Genomic DNA, 21542 nt, shown 5'->3' on the forward strand with positions numbered 1-21542 from the left:
GAAACTTGTTGCTGACGCCCGGAATCTTGTTGGAGTTCTGCTACCGGACGGATCGCTTGGCTAAACAGTCCCGCGCATTCCCACGCTGGTGGGGACCGGAGTTCGACCGTGATTGCTGCAGCGCACATTGTCGACAATCCGGGGCCGGATCGTTCTCCCGACAGCGCTGGCGGAATTGCTTAGCGAAAAGATCGCCGCTATTCTACCGTGCCGCACCGCACTTTCGCGGCGCACGGTTTCAAAAAAATTGTCCATACATGTCCCAGCCCGCCGCTCCCGCCGCGCCCCTTGAGCCGCTGCAACCCCAGGTACCGCGCAACGAGGAGCGCCCCGCCGTGCGCACCGTTTTCATCGTCTCGGACGGCACCGGCATCACCGCGGAAACCTTCAGCCACTCCATCCTGGCGCAGTTCGAGATGCGTTTCCGCAAGGTGCGCATGCCGTTCGTCGACACGCCGGAGAAGGCACATATCGCGGTCGGCAAGATCAACGAGGCCTTCTACGCCGAAGGCGTGCCGCCCATCGTCTTCACCACCCTGGTCAACCAGGAGTCGAACAAGGCGATCCGCCGCGCCAAGGCCATGATCCTGGACATGTTCCAGACCTTCATCGAGCCGCTGGAAAAGGAACTGGGACTGAAGTCCACGCACGCCATCGGCCGCTTCCACCAGAACGCCGACACCGAGGCCTACCAGAACCGCATCGAGGCGATCAATTTCTCGCTCGCGCACGACGACGGCCAGTCGCACAAGAACCTGGCCGAGGCCGACGTGATCCTGGTCGGCGTGTCGCGCAGCGGCAAGACTCCGACCAGCCTCTACCTGGCGATGCAGTACGGGCTCAAGGCCGCCAACTACCCGCTGATCCCCGACGACTTCGAGCGCGGCAAGCTGCCCACCGCGCTGTACCAGTTCAAGCAGAAGATCTTCGGCCTGTCGATCAACCCGCAGCGCCTGGCCGAGATCCGCAACGAGCGCCGCCCCGGCAGCAAGTACGCCGCGCTGGAGAACTGCCGCTACGAGGTCAACGAAGCCGAGGGCATGATGCGCCGCGAAGGCATCAAGTGGCTGTCCTCCACCCACAAGTCGATCGAGGAGATCGCCACCACGATCCTGCAGGAGATCAAGGTGGAGCGGGATAACAACTATTGAGGCGCGGCGCGCCGGCGCCCGTCAGCCCGCTCGCCGCTGCCGCACCGCCTCGAACAGGCAGATGGCCGTGGCCGCCGCCACGTTGAGCGATTCGAGGCCGCCGGGCTGCGGGATGCCCACGGTGCGGTCGACCCGCTCCATCCACTCGCGGCTCACGCCGCTGCCCTCGTTGCCGACCACCCACGCGACCGGCGCGCGCAGGTCGGTGTCGAACACGTCCGCCTGCGCATGCGAGGAAGTCGCCAGCAGCGGCACCGCCAGGCGCGGCGCCAGCATGTCGAAGGTGCAGTGCTCGACGATGTTGAGGTGGAAATTGGCCCCCATCGCGGCGCGCAGGGTCTTGGTGGACCACGCGAAGGCGCTGCCGGTAACGAGGAACGCATGGCCGATGCCGGCCGCGGCGGCGCTGCGCAGGATCGAGCCGACGTTGCCGGCATCCTGCACGCCGTCGAGGATGATGCAGTCGGTGTCGATGCGGGACGGCAGGTGCCCGGACGGGGTCTCGATCACCAGCATCAGGTCGATGCCGTTGACCACGCCGGCGACCTGCGCGAACAGCGCGTCGGACAGCAGCACCACGCGCTCGGAGGCAATCTGCGCCAGCAGCGGCGCCACCTCGGCGTGGTCGTAGTGCCGCTCCGACACCACGCATTGCACCGGCTGGCCCAGCGCGGCCAGGTAGGCCTGCGCCAGGTGCACGCCGTCGAGCACGGACTGGCCCGCCTTACGGCGCGCATGCGTCGAGGTGGTCAGCGCCTTCAGGTGCTTGAACAGCGCGTTCTCGCGCGAGGTGACGTGCTTCACGATGCCTGCTCCGCCGATGCGCCCCTTGCCGGCACGGGCGCCGGCGCGATGCGCCCGAGCGCGATCGCCTCGCGCACCGGCGCGAACGAGCGCCGGTGGTGCGGCGTGGCGCCGAACTCGGCCAGCGCGGCGAGGTGCTGCGGCGTGCCGTAGCCGGCGTGCGCGTCGAAGCCGTACTGCGGGTACGCGGCATGCAGCGTCAGCAGTTCGCGGTCGCGCGCCACCTTGGCCAGGATCGACGCGGCCGAGATCGCCTGCACCTTGGCATCGCCCTTGACGATGGCCTCCACCGCGAAGCGCACCTGCGGGCAGCGGTTGCCGTCGACCTGCACCAGGTCCGGCTCCAGCCCGGCGTCGGCCAGCCCGTGCACCGCGCGCTGCATGGCCAGCATGGTGGCGTGCAGGATGTTGATGGTGTCGATCTCTTCCACCGTGGCGAAGGCGATGTGCCAGCCCAGCGCGCGCTCGCGGATCTCGTCGAACAGCACCTCGCGGCGGCGCGCGGTCAGCACCTTGGAATCGGCCAGGCCCTTGATGGGCCGCGCCGGGTCGAGCACCACCGCCGCGGCATAGACCGGGCCGGCCAGCGGTCCCCTGCCCGCCTCGTCCACGCCGCACAGGCAGCGCGCGCGGGCCGCGCTGGCGGTCAGCTCGAAGCCGAGCTGGGCCTCGTCCGGGGTCGTCTTGCGGCGCGCCATTACACGCCCCTCCGCTGGCGGATCAGGTCCGCGACCACGGCCGAGGCGATCTCGGCGGTATTGCGCTTGAGCGTCTGGTGCATCTGGGTGAAATGTTCGCGCAGGAACGCGGTATTGCCTTCGTCGTTGAGCTGCAGCAGCGTCTCGCGCGCCAGCGCCTCGGGCGTGGCGTCGTCCTGCAGCAGCTCGGGCACGACGAAGCGCCCCGACAGGATGTTGGGCAGGCCCACGTAGGGCAGGTAGCCCTGCCGCTTCATGATCTGCGCGGTCAGCCAGGGCACCTTGTAGGAGATCACCATCGGCTTCTTGTACAGCGCCGCCTCCAGCGTGGCGGTGCCGCTGGCCAGCAGGATCACGTCGGCCGCCTCCATCGCCAGGTGCGACTGGCCGTCGACGATGGTCAGCGGGATCTGCGGATGCTGCCGGTGCAGGTTTTCCACGGCCTCGCGCAGCGTGGGGCTGGCCGCCGGCAGCACGAAGACGAGGTTGCCGTCCATGCTGTGCATGCGCGCCATCGCGCCGAAGAAGGTCGGGCCGAGGTTGCGCACCTCGGACTGCCGGCTGCCCGGCAGCACCGCCACCACGCGGCTGCCGGCCGGCAGGCCGAGCCGGGCGCGCGCGCCCTCGCTGTCCGGCACCATCGGGATCACGTCGGCCAGCGGGTGGCCGACGTAGGTCGCGGGAATGCCGGCCCGCGCGTAGATCTCGGGCTCGAACGGGAACAGGCACAGGATGTGGTCCACCGCGCGCGCGATGGTGCGGATGCGCCCGCCGCGCCAGGCCCAGATCGAGGGGCTGACGAAGTGCACCACGGGAATGCCGGCGCGGCGCAGCGGCACTTCCAGGCCGAAGTTGAAATCGGGCGCGTCGACGCCGATGAAGCACAGCGGCGGCCTTGCCAGCAGCGACTCGCGGATGGCGCGGCGCGTGGCCAGGATCTCGCGCAGCGAGCCCAGCACCTCCACGTAGCCGTTGACCGACAGCGTGTCCATCGGCCACTGCGACTCGAACCCCTGCGCCATCATGCGCGCGCCGCCGATGCCGGCGTAGCGCACGGTGTCGCCCAGGCGCGCCTTCAGGCCGCCCATCAGCAGCGAAGCCAGCAGGTCGCCGGAATTCTCGCCGGCCACCATCGCGATGGTGCCGCGCGCATCCGCCGCGCCTGCTGCGCGCGGCGCGCCGTCCGGGGCCGGCAGGACACCGTCGACCATGGCGTGGTGCGGCTTCAGCGCACGATGCCGCGCTGGGTGGCGGCAATGAAGTCGAGGAAGCCCTGCAGCGGCGCGCTGGCGCTGCCGTCCGACTGGGCGATCAGTTGCGCGATCTCGCCGCGCGCGGCCTCGAAGCTCAGGTCCGACTTGTAGAGCACCTTGTAGGCCTGGCGCAGCGCGGCGATCTGCGCGGCGTCGAAGCCGCGGCGGCGCATGCCTTCGACATTGATGCCGTGCGGCGTGGCCTTGTTGCCGCCCTTGTCGCCGGCGGCGATCACGAACGGCGGCAGGTCCTGCACCAGCGCCGAGGCGCCGCCCAGCATGGCGTGGGCGCCGATGCGCACGAACTGGTGCACGCCGCTCATGCCGCCGAGGATGGCCCAGTCGCCCACCTGCACGTGGCCGGCGATCTGCGCGTTGCTCGAGAACACCGTGTGGTTGCCCACGCGGCAGTCGTGCGCGATATGCACGTAGGCCATGATCCAGTTGTCGTCGCCGATGCTGGTCACGCCGCGGTCCTGCACCGTGCCGGTGTGGATGGTGGTGAATTCGCGGATGGTGTTGCGGTCGCCGATCTCGAGCCGGGTCGGCTCGTTGCGGTACTTCATGTCCTGCGGCATGCCGCCTACCGAGGCATACGGCCCGATGCGGTTGTCCGCGCCCACCGTGGTGTGGCCTTCGATGGTGGTGTGCGCGCCCACCTGGGTGCCGCTGCCGAGACGCACGTTGGGACCAATGATCGAGAACGGCCCGACGGTCACGTCGGCGGCGAGCTCGGCCTTGGGGTCGACCAGTGCGCTGGGATGGATTTGCGTCATGCGTCCTGTCCTATGGTCTGAGTGGGAGAGATGGAACGGTCAAGGCCGGTGCCGGGACTGCCCGGCGGCGCCGGGCGGCGCGCGCTGCCGGGGCGCGGGCGCCCCGGCGAGGCGCGATCACTCGGCCTGCTTGACGGTACACATCAGCTCAGCTTCGCAAGCCACCTTGTCGTCCACGGTGGCGAACGCCTTGAACTTCCAGATGCCGCGGATGTAGCGCTCCACCGACACGTTCATGTGCAGCTGGTCGCCCGGCGTCACCACCTGCTTGAAGCGGGCGCCGTCGATGCCGACGAAGTAGTACAGCGCGCCTTCCTTGCGCTCCATCTCGGCGCCGAAGGTCAGCAGGCCGGCCGACTGCGCCAGCGCTTCCAGGATCATCACGCCCGGCATCACGGGATGGCCGGGGAAATGGCCCTGGAAATAGGGTTCGTTGATCGTGACGTTCTTGAGCGTCTTGATGCGCTTCTGCGGCTCGAGCTCGAGCACGCGGTCCACCAGCAGGAACGGGTAGCGATGCGGCAGCAGCTTGAGGATCTTCTGGATATCGATGTCGGCTGCGGTCATGATGATTTCTCTTCGGTATGCTGTGTAGGATTGCCGGCCTGGCCACGCAGGCGTTTCTCGAGCTGCACCACGCGCTCGCGCAACTTGGTGAGCCCGCGCACGATGGCCGCGTTGCGCTCCCAGTCGCCGTGCGGCAGGAACGGGAACACGCTGGTGAAATGGCCGCCGGGCTTGGTAATGGATTTGGTGATCGACGTGCCGCCGGACACCGTGGTGCGGTCCGCGATGTTCAGGTGGCCGGCAAAATTGGCCGAACCGCCGATCACGCAGAAACGGCCCACCTTGGTGCTGCCGGCGATGGCCGCGCAACCCGCGATCACAGTATGCGCGCCCACCCTGACGTTATGGGCGATCTGCACCTGGTTGTCGAGCTTGCAGCCGTCCTCGACCACGGTGTCGGCCATCGCGCCGCGGTCGATCGCGGTGTTGGCGCCGACCTCCACGTCGTTGCCGAGCACCGCGCGGCCGGTCTGGGGAATCTTGACGTACTCGACGCCGGCCGGGCCGATGTCGGGCGCGAAGCCGAAGCCGTCGGCGCCCAGCACCACGCCGCTGTGCAGTATGCAGCGCATGCCGACCACGCACTGGTGGTAGACCGAGACGTTGGCGTAGATCAGCGTGTCGTCGCCGATCTGCGCGCCGGCGCCGACGAAGCCGTTGGCCAGGATGCGCACGCGCTCGCCCAGCCGCGCGCCGCTCTCGATCACCACGTTGGGGCCGATGAAGCACGACGGCGGCACCACCGCGTCGGCCGCCACGCTGGCGCGCGGGTCGATGCCGGTGCGGTGGTCGGTGTTGGCGCGGCGCTCGAAGCCCTGCGCGATGCGGGCGAAGCACACGTAGGGATTGCGCGCGACCAGCCAGTTGCGGCCGTCGGCCTGGCCTTCGGCGCGGATGCGCTCGAGGTCGGCGGCCGAGACGATCACGGCGCCGGCCCGCGAGGCCAGCGCCTGCGCCAGGTAGAGCGGGTTGGAGAGGAACGAGAGCTGGCCGGGGCCGGCCTGGTCGAGCGGCGCGAGACCGTGCACGGCCAGGTCGGGATCACCCACAACCTGCGCGCCGGTATCGGTGGCGAGCTGACCCAGTGTGGGTGTTTGCATGGCAGTACTTCCTGGAGCGGCGGTAAAACGGGCAGCCAGCTTACTTGCTGGCGGCGGCGCTGTTGAGCGCCTTCATCACATCGTCGGTAATGTCGATGCGCGGATTGACGTAGACCGCTTCCTGCACGATCAGGTCGTACTTGCGCTGCTCGGCGAGCTGGCGGATCACGCGGTTGGCGCGCTCGAGCACCTGGGCCAGTTCCTCGTTGCGGCGCTGGTTCAGGTCTTCGCGGAATTCACGCTGCTTGCGCTGGAATTCGCGGTCGAGGTCGGCCACCTCGCGCTGGCGGCGCTGGCGGTCGGCATCGGCCAGCACGGCGGTGTCCTTGTCGAGCTTGTCGGCGATGCCCTTGATCTTCTGCGCCATGTCCTGCAGGTCGCGGTCGCGCTTGGAGAATTCCTGCTCCAGCTTGACCTGGGCCTGCTTGGCGGGCACCGAGTCGCGCAGGATGCGTTCGGAGTTGACCGCCGCGATGCGGGCTTCCTGCGCCATCGCCGGGGCGGCGGCCAGCAGCGTGCCGGCGGCCAGCGCGGCCGTGGCCAGGCTCTTGATCAGTGGGAATGCTGTTTTCATGAATCGGATCCTCAATCCTCTTGGCTCTCTCTATCCTGTCTTGTCGAACTTCCGGTCTTCCGGTCTTTGCCGGCCTTCCCGGTCTTGCCGCAATCTGCTGTCCGCTGCCTGCTACCCGCTATTCGATGTCCGCCGTGCTCTGGTTCCGTCCGCCGTCAGAACGCGGTACCGATCTGGAACTGGAAGCGCTGCACCTGGTCGTCCGTGGACTTCTTCAGCGGGAAGCCCACGCTGACCTTGAGCGGACCGATCGGCGACAGCCAGGACATGCCCAGGCCGGTCGAATACTTCAGTTCGCTGAACAGCAGCGGCGCGCCTTCCTCGTACACGTTGCCGAAGTCGAAGAAGGTGAACAGGCGCAGCGTGCGGTCCACGCCCGAGCCCGGCAGCGGGAAGATGAACTCGACGTTGCCGATCATCTTGGACGCGCCGCCCACCGGGTTGCCGTTCTGGTCCTTCTTGCCCAGCGTGCTGGTCTGGTAGCCGCGCACCGAGCCGATACCGCCGGCGTAGAAGTTCTTGAACACCGGGAACGGCGTGGCGCCGTAGCCGTGGCCGTAGGCGACTTCGCCGTTGAAGGCCAGCGTGAAGGCCTTCGACAGCGGGTAGAAGTACTGCTGCTGGACGCTGGCGCGGTAGTACTGCGTATCGCCGCCCGGCACGCCCACTTCGAGGTTGGCCTGCGTGTAGGGGCCCTTGGTCGGGACCAGCGCGCTGTCGCGGCGGTCGCGTGCCCAGCCGATCGTGAACGGGAAGTTGTTGATCGGATCGCCGCTGCTCTTGCCGACCTTCTGCAGCCACGCCGTGTACTGGCTCGGCGTGTTCTGCGAGGTGTACACCTGCGAGCGCTCGTAGCCGATGCCGAAGAACACGGTGTCGGTTTCCGAGAACGGCACGCCGAACTTGAAGCCGCCGCCCATCGACACGATCTTGTAGTCCTGGTCGCCGGTGTAGTACAGCGGGCGGGACGTGCGGTAGAACACGTCGGTCGAGCGGCTGATGCCGTCCACCGTGAAATACGGGTCGTACTGCGTCAGCGAGATGGTGCGGAAGGACTTGGCGGTGTTTACGTCCAGGCCCAGGCTGGTGCCGGAGCCGAACACGTTGTCCTGGCGCAGGCCGGCCTGCAGCACCAGCTTGTCGGTCGAGGAGAAGCCCAGGCCCAGGCTGATCTGGCCGGTCGGCTTCTCGGTCACGTTGACGTTCACGTCCACCTGGTCGGGCGCGCCGGGCACGTCCTCGGTGGTGATGTTGGTGTCGGTGAAGTAGCCGGTGCGGTTGATGCGGGCCTGCGACTGCGTCAGCTTCTCGCTGTCGAACCACGAGCTTTCCATCTGGCGCATCTCGCGGCGCACCACTTCGTCGCGGGTCTTGCTGTTGCCCACCACATTGACGCGGCGCACGTAGACGCGGCGGCCCGGGTCGACCAGCAGGGTCAGCGCGACTTCGCGCTTTTCCTTGTCGATCGCCGGCTGCGGGTTGATGGTGGTGAAGGCGTAGCCGTAGGTGCCCAGCAGGTCGGTGATGGCCTTGGTGCTCTGGGTCAGCTTCTCCGACGAGAAGATCTCGCCCTTCTTGAGCTGGAGCAGCTTTTCCATCTCGGGCTGCTTGCCGAGCAGCTCGCCGGCCAGGCGCACGTCGGACACCTTGTACTGCTCGCCTTCCTTGATGTTCAGCGTCAGGAAGATGTCCTTCTTGTCCGGCGTGATCGAGACCTGGGTGGACTCGATGGCGAACTCGAGGTAGCCGCGGTTCAGGTAGTACGAGCGCAGCGCTTCCAGGTCGGCGGTGAGCTTCTGCTTGGAATAGAGGTCGTTCTTGGTGTACCAGGACAGCCAGTTCGGCGTCGACAGCTGCATTTCGTCGCGCAGCGTGCTTTCCTTGAAAGCCTTGTTGCCGACGATATTGATCTGGCGGATCTTGGCGACCGGGCCTTCGTCCACGTTGAACACCACCGACACGCGATTGCGGTCCACCGGGGTGATCGTGGTCTGCACGTCGGCCGCGTAGTAGCCGCGCGCCACGTACTGGCGCTTGAGCTCCTGCTCGGCCTTGTCGATCAGCGCCTTGTCGTAGTACCGGGCCTCGGCCACGCCGACCGCGCGCAGCGAGCGGCGCAGGGTGTCCTTGTCGAATTCCTTGATGCCGACGAACTCGAGCTGGGAAATGGCCGGGCGCTCCTCGACCTGGACCACCAGCACGCCGTCTTCGGAGCGGATCTGGACGTCCTTGAAGAAGCCGGTGTTGTAGAGCGCGCGAATCGCTTCCGCGCCCTTGTCGTCGCTGAAGGTCTCGCCGACCTTGACCGGCAGGTAGCCGAACACCGTGCCGGGCTCGACCCGCTGCAGGCCCTCGACGCGGATGTCCTTGACCACGAATGGCTCCGCGGCCCAACCGACGGGGGTCCAGGCCGCGATGATGGCACTCGCCAGCACGCTCAGCGAGATGCGCTTATGTCTGATCAATCTTGATCCCCTCTTTGATTCCATGCAGGATTGCGCTCCGATGCTTCACGGGGCCGCGCCCTGTCGGCATGCGGCGCGCGAGGTGCCGGTGACACCTGCGGACCGCCGCCGGCAACGTGCGTCTAGCCGCGCGCAAGAAACAGCCGGCTGACGTCGTTGAACAAGGCGAGCGAAGTCAGGAGCAAGACGCAGGCGATGCCGACCTTCTGCAGCACAGCCTGCCAGTGGTCTGGTACGGGCCTGCCAGTCAAAAATTCAACGCAATAATACAGCAAATGCCCCCCATCCAATACCGGAATGGGTAACAAATTCAACACACCGAGGCTGACGCTGACCAGCGCCAGGAAGCCGACGAAGGGCTGCCAGCCGAGGTGGGCGGCACGCCCGGCGTAGTCCGCCACGGTCAGCGGACCGCTCAGGTTCTGCAGCGAAGCCTGCCCCACCAGCATCTTGCCGAGCAGCTTGAGCGACAGCGCGCTGGTGCTCCAGACCTGCCCCGCCGCGCGGCTGATGGCCTCGGCCGGCTGGTAGCGCACGGTCTCCATTTCCACCGACTGGCTCAGCGCCGCGCCGAGCTTGCCGGTGGCCGCCGCGCCGGCGCTGGCGCCGTCCGGGGGCGCCACCGCGTCCAGCTTCACCGGCACGTCCAGGCGCTGGCCGCCGCGCTCGATGCCGAGCACCACCTCGGCGCCGGGCCGGGCCCGCACGCCGCGGATCAGCTCGCCGGCCTGGGTCAGCGGGCCGCCCTGCCAGGCCACCACGCGGTCGTCCTTGCGCAGGCCGGCGCGCTGCGCGGCGGAATCGGGCAGCACCTCGGTGATCGTCACCGGGCCGCCCTTGAGCGCCAGGCCCAGGATGGCCAGCGGGTCTTCCTCGGGATTGCCGCCGGTGTTGGGCAGCCGCGCCAGCCTGAGGTCGCGCTCGGCGCCGTCGGGCGCGCGCACGCGCAGCACCGCGCTGGCGTCGCCGAAGCCCTGGGCGAACACCGCCATGCGCAGGTCGTTCCAGGAGCGCACCTGCTCGGTCTCGCCGTTGGCCCGCAGCGACAGCACGCGGTCGCCCTCGCGCAGCCCGGCCTGGGCCGCGGCCGTGCCGGCCGGCGGCGCGGCCACCACCGGCGCCGGCTCGCGCATGCCGCCGGCGAACAGCACGAAATACAGCACGATCGCCAGCGCGAAATTGGCCAGCGGGCCGGCCGCCACGATGATGAAGCGCTTGCCTACCGGCTGGCGGTTGAACGCGCGCGGCAGGTCGGCCGGGTCGATGGCGGGGTCCTGCGCGGGATCGCGCTCGCGCTCGTCGAGCATCTTGACGTAGCCGCCCAGCGGGATCGCGGCGATGGTCCACTCGGTGCGGTCGCGGCTGCCGGAGACCCAGCGCAGCAGCGGCCGGCCGAAGCCGATCGAGAAGCGCAGCACCTTGACGCCGCACAGGCGCGCGGCCAGGTAGTGACCCATTTCATGGAAATAGATCAGGATGCACAGGGCAACGACAAAGGCGATTACGGTTTGCATGGCAGGCAGCTTGTCGTCAGGGGCGCGGGCCCCGATGGCGTGAAGGATACGCCGGGCCGCCGGCCCGGCACCCCGCTGCCCGGCGGCGGCGGGTGGCCGGTGGCGGCCGGCTTGCCGCTATTGTCGCCGATCCCGCCGGCGGCCCCGCCAAACTCAGCACGAGCCCCGGTTTTCCAGCAGTTCGCCGGCGCGGCGGCGCGCGTCCTGGTCCGCGCCCAGCACGGCTTCCAGCGTGTCGGCATTGCCGCCCGGGGCGCGCGCGAGCACGCCCGCGACCACGCGCGCGATGTCGGTGAAGCGGATCCGGCCCTGCAGGAAGGCCTCGACCGCGACCTCGTTGGCCGCGTTCAGCACCGCCGGCGCCAGCCCGCCCGCGCGCAGCGCGTCGAACGCCAGGCCCAGGCACGGGAAGCGCACGAGGTCCGGGGTCTCGAAGCTGAGCGCGCCGGCGGTGGCCAGGTTCAGCGGCGACACGCCCGCGTCGATGCGCTCGGGATAGGCCATGCCGTAGGCGATCGGCGTGCGCATGTCGGGGTTGCCGAGCTGCGCCAGCACCGAGCCGTCGGCATACGACACCATCGAGTGCACGATGCTCTGCGGGTGGATCAGCACCTCGATGCGCTCGGCCGGCGCGCCGAACAGCCAGTGCGCCTCGATCACCTCCAGGCCCTTGTTCATCATGGTGGCGGAGTCCACCGAGATCTTGCGGCCCATCACCCAGTTCGGGTGGGCGCAGGCCTCGTCGGGCGTGATGTCGTGCAGCGAGTCCGGGTCGCGCGTGCGGAACGGCCCGCCCGAGGCGGTCAGCACCACCTTGGCCACGCCGGCGCGGTAGCGCGGGTCGTCGGCCGGCAGGCACTGGAAGATGGCGTTGTGCTCGCTGTCGATCGGCAGCAGCGTGGCGCCGTGCTCGCGCACGGCATCCATGAAGATGCGCCCGGACATCACCAGCGCTTCCTTGTTGGCCAGCAGCACGCGCTTGCCCGCGCGCGCGGCGGCCAGCGACGGGCGCAGGCCGGCGGCGCCGACGATGGCGGCCATCACCGCGTCCACCGCGGCGTCGGTGGCGACCGCCTCCAGCGCGGCCTCGCCGTAGCCGACCTCGGTCTTGATGCCGTCGGCGCGCAGCAGCGCCTGCAGTGCGGCGGCGGCCTCGGCCGTGCCCATCACGGCATGCGCCGGGCGGAACTCGCGGCACAGGGCCGCCAGCTTGTCCACTTGCCGGTGCGCCGTCAGCGCATGCACGGCGTAGCGCTCGGGATGGCGCTTGATGACATCAAGCGTGCTGTCCCCGATCGAGCCGGTGGCACCCAGGACGGTAATACGACGCATATCAGATCAACTCAAAGATAGATGGCCAGCAAGGCGGCCAGCGGGAAAACGGGAAGCAGCGCGTCGATGCGGTCGAGCACGCCGCCGTGGCCGGGCAGCAGCCGGCTGCTGTCCTTCATGCCGACCTGGCGCTTGAGCAGCGATTCGAACAGGTCGCCGACCACGCTGGCGATCACCAGCAGCGTGGCCAGCAGCGCCACGATGGCCAGGCCGCCTTGGTCGGCCATGCGCGAGAACCAGGTCGGGGAAAATGCGTGGGTGGCGGCCAGCGCGAGCGAGATCGCCAGCGCCAGCGCCCAGCCGCCGAGCGCGCCCTCCCAGGACTTGCCCGGGCTGATCGACGGCGCCAGCTTGCGCCGCCCGACGGCCTTGCCGACGAAATAGGCGCCGATGTCGGCCGCCCACACCAACACCGCCACCGACAGCAGCACGCCGATGCCCAGTCCGCGCAGGACCAGGGTGGCATGGCCGAAGGCCGGCAGCATGAACAGGCCGAGCACCACGCCCAGCGCCGTGAAACCCGGCGTGGCGCGGCGCACGCCGCGCGCCAGCAGCACCACGGCCACGCCCCAGCAGGCCACGCCGATCTGCAGCAGGCGGGTGAGCGCATCGGGGCCGGACAGCGCCTGCCAGCCGGCCAGCGCCAGCAGGCAGGCCAGCGCGTAGACGTAGGGCCAGAACCCGCGCAGCCCGATCAGGCGGCCGAACTCCCAGCCCCCGAGCAGCACGATCACCGCCACCAGGCCGGCCAGCGCCGACGGCGGCGCCAGGAACAGGATCGGCAGGATCAGCAGCAACAGGCATACGGCGGTGATGACACGGGTAAGGAGCATGCGCTGCGGGAGTCCCGGTAGAGGATGGATGAGGTCCGGGCGGCGGCCTCAGGCCGTGCCCGACAACCCGGATGGCGCCACCACCTGCGCGCTGGTGCGGCCGAAGCGGCGTTCGCGCTGGCGGTACGAGGCGAAGGCCTTGTCGAGCTCGGCGGCGTCGAAATCGGGCCAGAACACTTCGGTGAAATAAAGCTCCGAGTAGGCAAGCTGCCACAGCAGGAAATTGCTGATGCGCTGCTCGCCGCCGGTACGGATGAACAGGTCCGGCTCGGGCGCGTAGGCCATCGCCAGATGCGGCGCCAGCACGGATTCGTCGACCGCCTCGGGGTCGAGCATGGGCGAGCGCTGCAGCATCTTGCGCATGGCCTGCAGCAGGTCCCAGCGGCCGCCGTAGTTGGCGGCGATGGTCACGGTCAGGCCGGTATTGCCGGCCGTGCGCGCCTCGGCGTCGGCGATCAGCTGCTGGATGCGCGGGCTGAAGCGGGCCAGGTCGCCCACCACGCGCACGCGGATGTTGTTGGCGTGCATCTTGACCACCTCGCGGCGCAGGGCGGTCATGAACAGCCGCATCAGGAACGAGACCTCGTCGGCCGGGCGGCGCCAGTTCTCCGAGCTGAAGGCGAACAGGGTCAGGTATTGCACGCCCCGCGCCGCGCACGCCTCGACCACCGCCCGGACTGCATCCAGGCCACGGCTGTGGCCGGCAACGCGCGGCAGGTGCCGCTGGGTCGCCCAGCGGCCGTTGCCATCCATGATGATGGCAACGTGGCGGGGCACATAGGTGGCTTCGGGGACGCCGAGCGTGGAACTGATGTGATGCATGGTGGGAAACGGTACCGGACACGGCGGCGGCTGGCAAGCCGCCACCGGGCGCGTCACACCGTCATGATCTCCTTGTCCTTCTCGGCGACCATCCTGTCGATCTCGGCGACGAACTTGTCGGTCAGCTTCTGCACCTCGTCCTGGCCGCGGCGCTCGTCGTCCTCGGAAATGGCCTTGTCCTTGACCAGCTTCTTGAACTGCTCGTTGGCGTCGCGGCGCAGGTTGCGCACGGCGACCTTGGCGCCCTCGGCCTCGCCCTTGACGACCTTGGTCAGTTCCTTGCGGCGCTCCTCGGTCAGCATGGGCATCGGCACGCGGATGACGTCGCCCATCGTGGACGGGTTCAGGCCCAGGTCGGCATCGCGGATCGCCTTCTCGACCGCGCCCACCATCTTCTTTTCCCACGGCTGCACGCTGATGGTACGGGCATCGGCCAGGCCCACGTTGGCCACCTGGCTGATCGGCACCGGCGAGCCGTAATAATCGACCTGCACGTGGTCGAGCAGACCCGTGTGCGCGCGACCAGTGCGAATCTTGGCCAGGTCGGCCTTGAACGCTTCGATGGTCTTCTGCATCTTCTGCTCGACGCTCTTCTTGGTGTCGGCGACGCTCATCTTTACCTCCGGGAAAAACGGGTAATCATGACCCCGGATGCCGGGATCGAAAATGAATCATTCTACTCTTTGCCGCGGCCCGCGCTACCCCGCGGGGTAGCGCCCTGCCCGCGGCGCCGGGCAGCCTTTTACACGTGCACCAGCGTGCCTTCGTCCTCGCCCAGGATGACGCTCCTGAGCGCGCCCGGCTTGACGATCGAGAACACCTTGATCGGCAGCTTCTGGTCGCGGCACAGGGCGAACGCGGTGGCGTCCATCACCTGCAGGTTGCGCGAGATGGCCTCGTCGAAGGAAATCGTGGTGTAGCGCGTGGCGCTCGGGTCTTTCTTGGGGTCGGCGGTGTAGACGCCGTCCACCTTGGTCGCCTTGAGCACGATCTCGGCGCCGATCTCGGCGCCGCGCAGCGCCGCGGCGGTGTCGGTGGTGAAGAACGGGTTGCCGGTGCCCGCGGCGAAGATCACCACCTTGCCCTCCTCGAGCTGGCGGATGGCGCGCGGGCGGATATAGGGCTCGACCACCTGGTCCATGCGCAGCGCGGACTGCACGCGGCCTTCGATGTTGGCGTGGCGCATGGCGTCCTGCAGCGCCAGCGCGTTCATCATGGTGGCCAGCATGCCCATGTAGTCGGCCGTGGCGCGGTCCATGCCCGCCGCCCCGCCGGCCACGCCGCGGAAGATGTTGCCGCCGCCGATCACCACCGCGACCTGCACGCCGAGCTTCACGATCTCGGCAATGTCGTTGACCATGCCTTCGATGGTGGAGCGGTTGATGCCGAAGGCATCGTCGCCCATCAGGGCCTCGCCGGACAATTTCAGTAGGACGCGCTTATAGGCAGGCATAGGGATTCCCGGAGCTGGTCCGGCTCGTTCTGTCGAGCCGGATATTTTGGATGCAGACTTGATGCAGGCGGACGGCGCCAACCGGCGCGCCGCCGCCAGGAAAGCCGGTTTTCGGGGTAGCCTGGCTGCGGCATGGCAGGCCAGACGACTGCGGAAACAGGCTATGAAAACCAACCGTGGCGGCCGCCGCCCGCGCCAGTGCGCGCGCCGCGGCCGTCATTTGTGCCGAGGGGCACCTCGCGGTGCCCCTCGGCATTATACGGCGGCCCTTTCGTGCCCTGCCGCACCGTGGCGCGGACGGGGCGGACCGCCCGGACTTCAGCCCTTCTGGGCGGCTGCCACCTGGGCGGCCACTTCGGCGGCGAAATCGTCCTGCTTCTTCTCGATGCCTTCGCCGACCACGTACAGGGTGAAGCCCTTGACCGCGGTGTTGGCGGCCTTGAGCATCTGCTCAACGGTCTGCTTGTCGTTCTTCACGAAGGTCTGGTTCAGCAGCGACACTTCCTTCAGGTACTTCTGCACCGAGCCGTCCACCATCTTGGCGACGATCTCGGCCGGCTTGCCCGATTCGGCGGCCTTCTGCTCGGCGATGCTGCGCTCCTTGGCGATCAGCTCGGCGGGCACGTCGGCCGACGACAGCGACACCGGCTTCATCGCCGCCACGTGCATGGCCACGTCCTTGGCGGCCACTTCGTCGCCGTCGAACTCGACCATCACGCCGATGCGGGTGCCGTGCAGGTAGGCGGCCAGCTTGCCGCCGTTGGCATAGCGGGCGAAGCGGCGGATCGCCAGGTTCTCGCCGATCTTGCCGATCAGCGCGGTGCGGGTGGCTTCCACCGACACGCCGTCGATTTCCAGCGCCGACAGGGCGGCCACGTCGGCCGGGTTCTGCTTGGCGACCAGCTCGGCGACCTTGGCCGAGAAGGCCAGGAAGTCGTCGTTCTTCGACACGAAGTCGGTTTCGCAGTTCAGTTCGACCAGCGCGCCGGTGGTGCCGTCGATGAAGGACACCACCACGCCTTCGGCGGTCACGCGCGAAGCGGCCTTGCTGGCCTTGTTGCCGAGCTTGACGCGCAGCAGTTCTTCAGCCTTTTCCAGGTTGCCGTCGGCCTCGGTCAGGGCCTTCTTGCATTCCATCATCGGCGCGTCGGTCTTCGCGCGCAGTTCTGCCACCATGCTTGCGGTAATTGCCGCCATTTGTCACTCCTTGAATGGTTCGCACCGGCCTGCCCCGCTGGGTCTGGCGGGCCCCGGCCGGCGGTATGCTCAAACTTCACCCGCGACGGATCATGCCTGCGGCGGATGACAACAATTCAAAAAAAGGGGGCGTAACTTCCGCCCCCTTGTGTGCCGGAAAGCCCCGGCTGCGCGCAGAACCGGCTCCGGGCCGGTCGGCTAGCGATGATGGTCGGCTACTCTTGCGCGCGGGGTCCTTTCGGCAGCGGGCTTCAGGCTTCTTCGACTTCGACGAATTCGTCGCCGCCGCGGGCGGCTTCAACCACGTCCTGCACCGCGTTGGCGCGGCCTTCCAGGATCGCGTCGGCCACGCCGCGCACGTACAGGGCCACGGCCTTGCTCGAGTCGTCGTTGCCGGGGATCACGTAGTCGATGCCTTCGGGCGAGTGGTTGGTGTCGACCACGCCGATCACGGGGATGCCCAGCTTGTTGGCTTCGGTCACGGCGATCTTGTGGTAGCCGACGTCCACCACGAAGATGGCGTCAGGCACGCCGCCCATGTCCTTGATGCCGCCGATGGACTTCTGCAGCTTGTCCATTTCGCGCTCGAACATCAGCGCTTCCTTCTTGCTCATGGTTTCCAGCGCGCCGGCTTCCTTGGCGGCTTCCATGTCCTTGAGGCGCTTGATCGAGATCTTGACGGTCTTGAAGTTGGTCAGCATGCCGCCGAGCCAGCGGGCATCGACGTAGGGCATGCCGGCGCGGCCGGCTTCTTCAGCGAGGATTTCGCGCGACTGGCGCTTGGTGCCCACGAACAGCACGGTGCCGCGGTTGGCTGCCAGCTGACGCACGTACTTCAGCGCGTCCTGGAACATCGGCAACGTCTTTTCGAGGTTGATGATGTGGATCTTGTTGCGATGGCCGAAGATGAACGGTGCCATCTTGGGGTTCCAGAAGCGGGTCTGGTGGCCGAAGTGGCAACCGGCTTCCAGCATTTCGCGCATGGTAACGGACATGAAAATTCTCCAAAAGGGTTAGGTCTGAAGTCCGCCCCGACATTCCTCAACAGGAACACCCCGGATGGACGGACTCGCGATTTCACGATCTCTGGCTTCCCGATGCAGCGCCGAACGCACATTCGACATGCATTTGACATTGCATCCGACAATACCCGGCGCGAGCAGAACGACTGCAAACGACGGCATCGCCACGCCCGAAGGCGGTCATGAGAAAGCCAGCCCAAGATTGTAGCAACAAAACCGGACTTCGCTCAAGGGGGCCGGTACTGTGACGGCACGGTGGCGGTGCCGGGCCAATGCGTCCGGCATGCGCCCCGCCCCCGCGCCCGCCAGGCCCGGCCGGGGCGCCCCGGCGGCCCATTTTGGCTGCGGCAGGGGCGCGATGGTGCGATAATCCCGTCTTTCAGATTCGACTTGAGGCGCAGCCAGTGGCTTCGCCGCCACTTTTGCGAGCAGCATGAGCATCCATATCAAGAACGCCGACGATATCGCCCAGATGCGGGTAGCGTGCCGGCTGGCCTCCGAGGTCCTCGACTACATCACGCCCTTCGTCAAGCCCGGCATCACCACCGGCGAGATCGACCGGCTGTGCCACGTCTACATGCGCGACGTGCAGGGCACCGTGCCGGCGCCGCTGAACTACGCCCCGCCCGGCTACCCGCCCTTCCCCGGCGCGATCTGCACCTCGGTCAACGACGTGATCTGCCACGGCATCCCGGGCGAGCGCGTGCTGAAGTCCGGCGACGCGATCAACCTGGACATCACCGTCATCACCAAGGAAGGCTACTACGGCGACACCAGCCGCATGTTCATCGTCGGCGAAGGCTCGATCCTGGCCAAGCGCCTGGCCCAGGTCACGTTCGAATGCATGTGGAAGGGCATCATGCAGGTGCGCCCCGGCGCCCACCTCGGCGACATCGGCCACGTGATCCAGGTCCACGCGGAAGGCGCCGGCTACAGCGTGGTGCGCGAATACTGCGGCCACGGCATTGGCAAGAACTTCCACGAAGACCCACAGGTGCTGCACTACGGCCGCCCCGGCACCGGCATGGAGATCCAGCCCGGCATGATCTTCACGATCGAGCCGATGGTCAACGCCGGCAAGCGCGAGATCCGCACCATGCCCGACCACTGGACCGTCAAGACGCGCGACCGCAGCCTGTCCGCGCAGTGGGAGCACACCATCCTGGTGACGGAGACTGGCTACGACGTGCTCACCGTCTCGGCGGGCACGCAGGCGCCGCCGGCCTTCGTCACCGATTCCGTCGCAGCCTGACGCTACCCCGGGCGCCAAGTTGGCGCCCTTCTTGTTTCAGCCGCCGCTTCGCTGTTTCGCTGTTTCGCCGCTTCATCGTTTCGCCGTTTCTTCGTCGCTCCCCAGCAACCCATCGCCCTTTCGATGTCCCAAGCCCAAGTCATGGACGCCACGCCGGAACTCATCCTCGCCACCCGTGTTCGCGATCAGCTGAAAGCCGGCAAGCAGGCCGTGTTCGACGACTTCAGCGCGCACGGCCACGTCGGCCACCTGCTCACGCGCCTGCGGCGCGCGGTGGACGCCGCGCTGGTCGAGGCCTGGCGCGGGCTGGCCCTGCCGGCGCAGTGCGCGCTGGTGGCCGTGGGCGGCTACGGGCGCGGCGAGCTGTTCCCGTACTCGGACGTGGACGTGCTGCTGCTGCTGCCGGCCGAGCCCGACGACGACACCGCGCGCCGGCTGGAGAAATTCATCGGCCTGTGCTGGGACCTCGGGCTGGAGATCGGCTCGGCCGTGCGCACCGTGGACGACTGCATCCGCGAGTCGCGCCAGGACGTCACCATCCAGACCTCGCTGCTCGAGGCGCGCCTGCTGACCGGCAACCGCAAGCTGTTCGCCGAGTTGCAGACGCGCTACCAGGCCGACCTCGACCCGCGCGCGTTCTTCCAGGCCAAGCTGCTGGAAATGCGCCAGCGCCACGCCAAGTACCAGGACACGCCCTACGCGCTCGAGCCCAACAGCAAGGAAAGCCCGGGCGGCCTGCGCGACCTGCAGGTGATCCTGTGGATGACCAAGGCGGCCGGCTTCGGCGACAGCTGGAAGGAGCTGTTCGAGCGCGGCCTGCTGAGCGAGCGCGAGGCGCAGGAACTGCAGCGCAACGAGCGCCTGCTCAAGACCATCCGCGCGCGCCTGCACCTGGTGGCCGGGCGCCGCCAGGACGTGCTGGTGTTCGACCTGCAGACCGCGCTGGCCGAATCGTTCGGCTACCGCCAGAACAACAACAAGCGCGCCAGCGAGCAGCTGATGCGGCGCTACTACTGGGCGGCCAAGGCGGTCACCCAGCTCAACAGCGTGCTGCTGCTCAACATCGAGGCGATGCTGTTCCCCAGCGAATCCAAGGTGACGCGCGTCATCAACGAGCGCTTCGTGGAACGCCAGGGCATGCTGGAGATCACCAGCGACGACCTCTACGAGCGCGAGCCGCACGCCATCCTCGAAACCTTCCTGGTGTACGAGCGCACGCCCGGCGTCAAGGGCCTGTCGCCGCGCACGCTGCGCGGCCTGTACAACGCGCGCACGGTGATGGACGCGCACTGGCGCAACGACCCCGAGAACCGCCGCCTGTTCCTGGCCATCGTGCAGGAGCCGCAGGGCATCACGCACGCGCTGCGCCTGATGAACCAGACCAGCGTGCTGGGCCGCTACCTGAGCAATTTCCGCCGCATCGTCGGCCAGATGCAGCACGACCTGTTCCACGTCTACACGGTGGACCAGCACATCCTCATGGTGGTGCGCAACATGCGGCGCTTCGCCGTGGTCGAGCACACGCACGAGTTCCCGTTCTGCAGCCGGCTGATGGCCACCTTCGACCGCCCCTGGGTGCTGTGGGTGGCGGCGCTGTTCCACGACATCGCCAAGGGCCGCGGCGGCGACCACTCCAAGCTCGGCACCACCGACGCGCGCCGCTTCTGCAAGCAGCACGGCATCGCGCGCGAGGACACCGACCTGATCGCCTGGCTGGTCGAGCACCACCTGACCATGAGCCACGTGGCGCAGAAGCAGGACCTGACCGACCCGGACGTGATCCACGCCTTCGCCCGCGTGGTCGGCAGCGAGCGCTACCTGACCGCGCTCTACCTGCTGACCGTGGCCGACATCCGCGGCACCAGCCCCAAGGTGTGGAACGCGTGGAAGGGCAAGCTGCTCGAAGACCTCTACCGCATCACGCTGCGCGTGCTCGGCGGCGCCCGCGTCGACCCGCACTCGCTGTGGTCGCAGCGCAAGGAAGACACCATCGCGCAACTGCGCCTGAAGGCCTTCGACCCCGAGCTGGGCAAACCGCTGTGGGCCCAGCTCGACGTGGCCTTCTTCCTGCGCCACGACGCGCGCGACATCGCCTGGCTCACGCGCCACCTCTACGACAAGGTCGACGGCGACGCCCCGGTGGTCAAGGCGCGCGTGTCCGCCGCCGGCGAAGGCATGCAGGTGGCGGTCTACGTCAAGGACCAGCCCGACGTGTTCACGCGCATCTGCGGCTACTTCGAACGCAAGAGCTTCTCCATCCAGGAAGCCAAGATCCACACCACCCGCCACGGCTACGCGCTCGACACCTTCCAGGTCACCGACCCCGGCATCGGCAGCGCGGCCAGCGGCAACTACCGCGACATCATCGCGCTGGTCGAGCACGAGCTGGCCGAGCGCCTGCGCCCGAACGCGCCGCTGCCGGAACCCTCGCAAGGGCGACTGTCGCGCCAGTCGCGCAGCTTCCCGATCAAGCCGCGCGTGGACCTGCGCCCCGACGAGCGCGGCCAGTACTACCTGCTGTCGCTCTCGGCCAACGACCGCACCGGCCTGCTGTACGCGATCTCGCGCGTACTGGCCAAGCACCGCATCTCGGTGCATACCGCCCGCATCAACACGCTCGGCGAGCGGGTGGAAGACGTTTTCCTGGTCGACGGCAGCCGCCTCGCCTCGGACAACAAATTGCAGCTACAGCTTGAACAGGACCTGCTGGCGGCGCTGGCCATCTAGGC

18 protein-coding genes and 1 pseudogene are annotated in these 21542 nt (G+C 68.1%); 3 read left to right on the forward strand and 16 right to left on the reverse strand.

Annotation, left to right across the window (positions count from 1 at the left end; all coding sequences use genetic code 11):
* Positions 1–335 precede the first annotated feature (335 nt).
* Complete coding sequence (gene ppsR, locus ACWTPI_RS10870) at positions 336–1151, forward strand: posphoenolpyruvate synthetase regulatory kinase/phosphorylase PpsR (RefSeq protein ID WP_454731673.1); 816 nt, start codon at positions 336–338, stop codon at positions 1149–1151.
* Positions 1152–1172: 21 nt separating this feature from the next.
* On the opposite strand, the gene ACWTPI_RS10875 is transcribed toward ppsR, so the two are convergent.
* From ACWTPI_RS10875 to rpsB, 16 genes are all read right to left on the reverse strand, one after another.
* Positions 1173–1955: a TrmH family RNA methyltransferase gene (locus ACWTPI_RS10875; RefSeq protein ID WP_020203931.1), complete on the reverse strand. Its 783-nt coding sequence runs from the start codon at positions 1953–1955 to the stop codon at positions 1173–1175.
* The gene (gene rnhB, locus ACWTPI_RS10880; protein ID WP_020203932.1) at positions 1952–2653 is read right to left on the reverse strand and encodes a ribonuclease HII; all 702 of its coding nucleotides are present in this window, start codon (positions 2651–2653) and stop codon (positions 1952–1954) included. Before rnhB ends, ACWTPI_RS10875 begins: the two co-directional genes overlap by 4 nt.
* Positions 2653–3864, reverse strand: a complete 1212-nt coding sequence (lpxB, locus tag ACWTPI_RS10885; RefSeq protein ID WP_020203933.1) for a lipid-A-disaccharide synthase — start codon at positions 3862–3864, stop codon at positions 2653–2655. Before lpxB ends, rnhB begins: the two co-directional genes overlap by 1 nt.
* 14 nt (positions 3865–3878) lie before the next feature.
* Entirely contained in the window at positions 3879–4682 is an 804-nt protein-coding gene (lpxA, locus tag ACWTPI_RS10890; RefSeq protein ID WP_020203934.1) for an acyl-ACP--UDP-N-acetylglucosamine O-acyltransferase, read from the reverse strand.
* Positions 4683–4799: 117 nt separating this feature from the next.
* Entirely contained in the window at positions 4800–5249 is a 450-nt protein-coding gene (gene fabZ, locus ACWTPI_RS10895) for a 3-hydroxyacyl-ACP dehydratase FabZ (RefSeq protein ID WP_020203935.1), read from the reverse strand.
* Positions 5246–6349 carry a UDP-3-O-(3-hydroxymyristoyl)glucosamine N-acyltransferase gene (gene lpxD / locus ACWTPI_RS10900; protein WP_020203936.1) on the reverse strand — a complete coding sequence of 368 codons (1104 nt, stop codon included), beginning with the start codon at positions 6347–6349 and terminating at the stop codon, positions 5246–5248. Before lpxD ends, fabZ begins: the two co-directional genes overlap by 4 nt.
* A 40-nt stretch (positions 6350–6389) precedes the next feature.
* The gene (locus tag ACWTPI_RS10905) at positions 6390–6923 is read right to left on the reverse strand and encodes an OmpH family outer membrane protein (protein ID WP_059412811.1); all 534 of its coding nucleotides are present in this window, start codon (positions 6921–6923) and stop codon (positions 6390–6392) included.
* Positions 6924–7078: 155 nt separating this feature from the next.
* Positions 7079–9412 (reverse strand): outer membrane protein assembly factor BamA, encoded by a 2334-nt coding sequence (gene bamA / locus ACWTPI_RS10910; RefSeq protein ID WP_231401630.1) that lies wholly within the window; start codon positions 9410–9412, stop codon positions 7079–7081.
* Positions 9413–9510: 98 nt separating this feature from the next.
* Positions 9511–10902 (reverse strand): RIP metalloprotease RseP, encoded by a 1392-nt coding sequence (gene rseP / locus ACWTPI_RS10915; protein ID WP_059412812.1) that lies wholly within the window; start codon positions 10900–10902, stop codon positions 9511–9513.
* Positions 10903–11055: 153 nt separating this feature from the next.
* Positions 11056–12234 carry a 1-deoxy-D-xylulose-5-phosphate reductoisomerase gene (gene ispC, locus ACWTPI_RS10920; protein WP_454731674.1) on the reverse strand — a complete coding sequence of 393 codons (1179 nt, stop codon included), beginning with the start codon at positions 12232–12234 and terminating at the stop codon, positions 11056–11058.
* A gap of 11 nt (positions 12235–12245) precedes the next feature.
* Complete coding sequence (locus ACWTPI_RS10925) at positions 12246–13067, reverse strand: phosphatidate cytidylyltransferase (protein ID WP_454731675.1); 822 nt, start codon at positions 13065–13067, stop codon at positions 12246–12248.
* Positions 13068–13115: 48 nt separating this feature from the next.
* Positions 13116–13889: an isoprenyl transferase gene (locus tag ACWTPI_RS10930; RefSeq protein ID WP_020203942.1), complete on the reverse strand. Its 774-nt coding sequence runs from the start codon at positions 13887–13889 to the stop codon at positions 13116–13118.
* 53 nt (positions 13890–13942) lie between these two features.
* Positions 13943–14503 (reverse strand): ribosome recycling factor, encoded by a 561-nt coding sequence (frr, locus tag ACWTPI_RS10935; RefSeq protein WP_020203943.1) that lies wholly within the window; start codon positions 14501–14503, stop codon positions 13943–13945.
* Between the two features lie 128 nt (positions 14504–14631).
* On the reverse strand, positions 14632–15342 hold the full coding sequence (pyrH, locus tag ACWTPI_RS10940) for a UMP kinase (RefSeq protein ID WP_029043808.1): 711 nt from the start codon (positions 15340–15342) through the stop codon (positions 14632–14634).
* 318 nt (positions 15343–15660) lie between these two features.
* Positions 15661–16539, reverse strand: a complete 879-nt coding sequence (gene tsf / locus ACWTPI_RS10945) for a translation elongation factor Ts (RefSeq protein WP_059412815.1) — start codon at positions 16537–16539, stop codon at positions 15661–15663.
* Positions 16540–16790: 251 nt separating this feature from the next.
* Positions 16791–17534 carry a 30S ribosomal protein S2 gene (gene rpsB / locus ACWTPI_RS10950; protein WP_020203946.1) on the reverse strand — a complete coding sequence of 248 codons (744 nt, stop codon included), beginning with the start codon at positions 17532–17534 and terminating at the stop codon, positions 16791–16793.
* A gap of 457 nt (positions 17535–17991) precedes the next feature.
* Here rpsB and map point away from each other — a divergent pair.
* Both map and ACWTPI_RS10960 read left to right on the forward strand, forming a co-directional pair.
* Positions 17992–18813 (forward strand): annotated as a pseudogene (map, locus tag ACWTPI_RS10955) (type I methionyl aminopeptidase); the annotation flags it as partial.
* Between the two features lie 141 nt (positions 18814–18954).
* Positions 18955–21540: a [protein-PII] uridylyltransferase gene (locus ACWTPI_RS10960; protein ID WP_020203949.1), complete on the forward strand. Its 2586-nt coding sequence runs from the start codon at positions 18955–18957 to the stop codon at positions 21538–21540.
* Positions 21541–21542: the final 2 nt, after the last annotated feature.

The organism is Cupriavidus ulmosensis, from assembly GCF_977008105.1.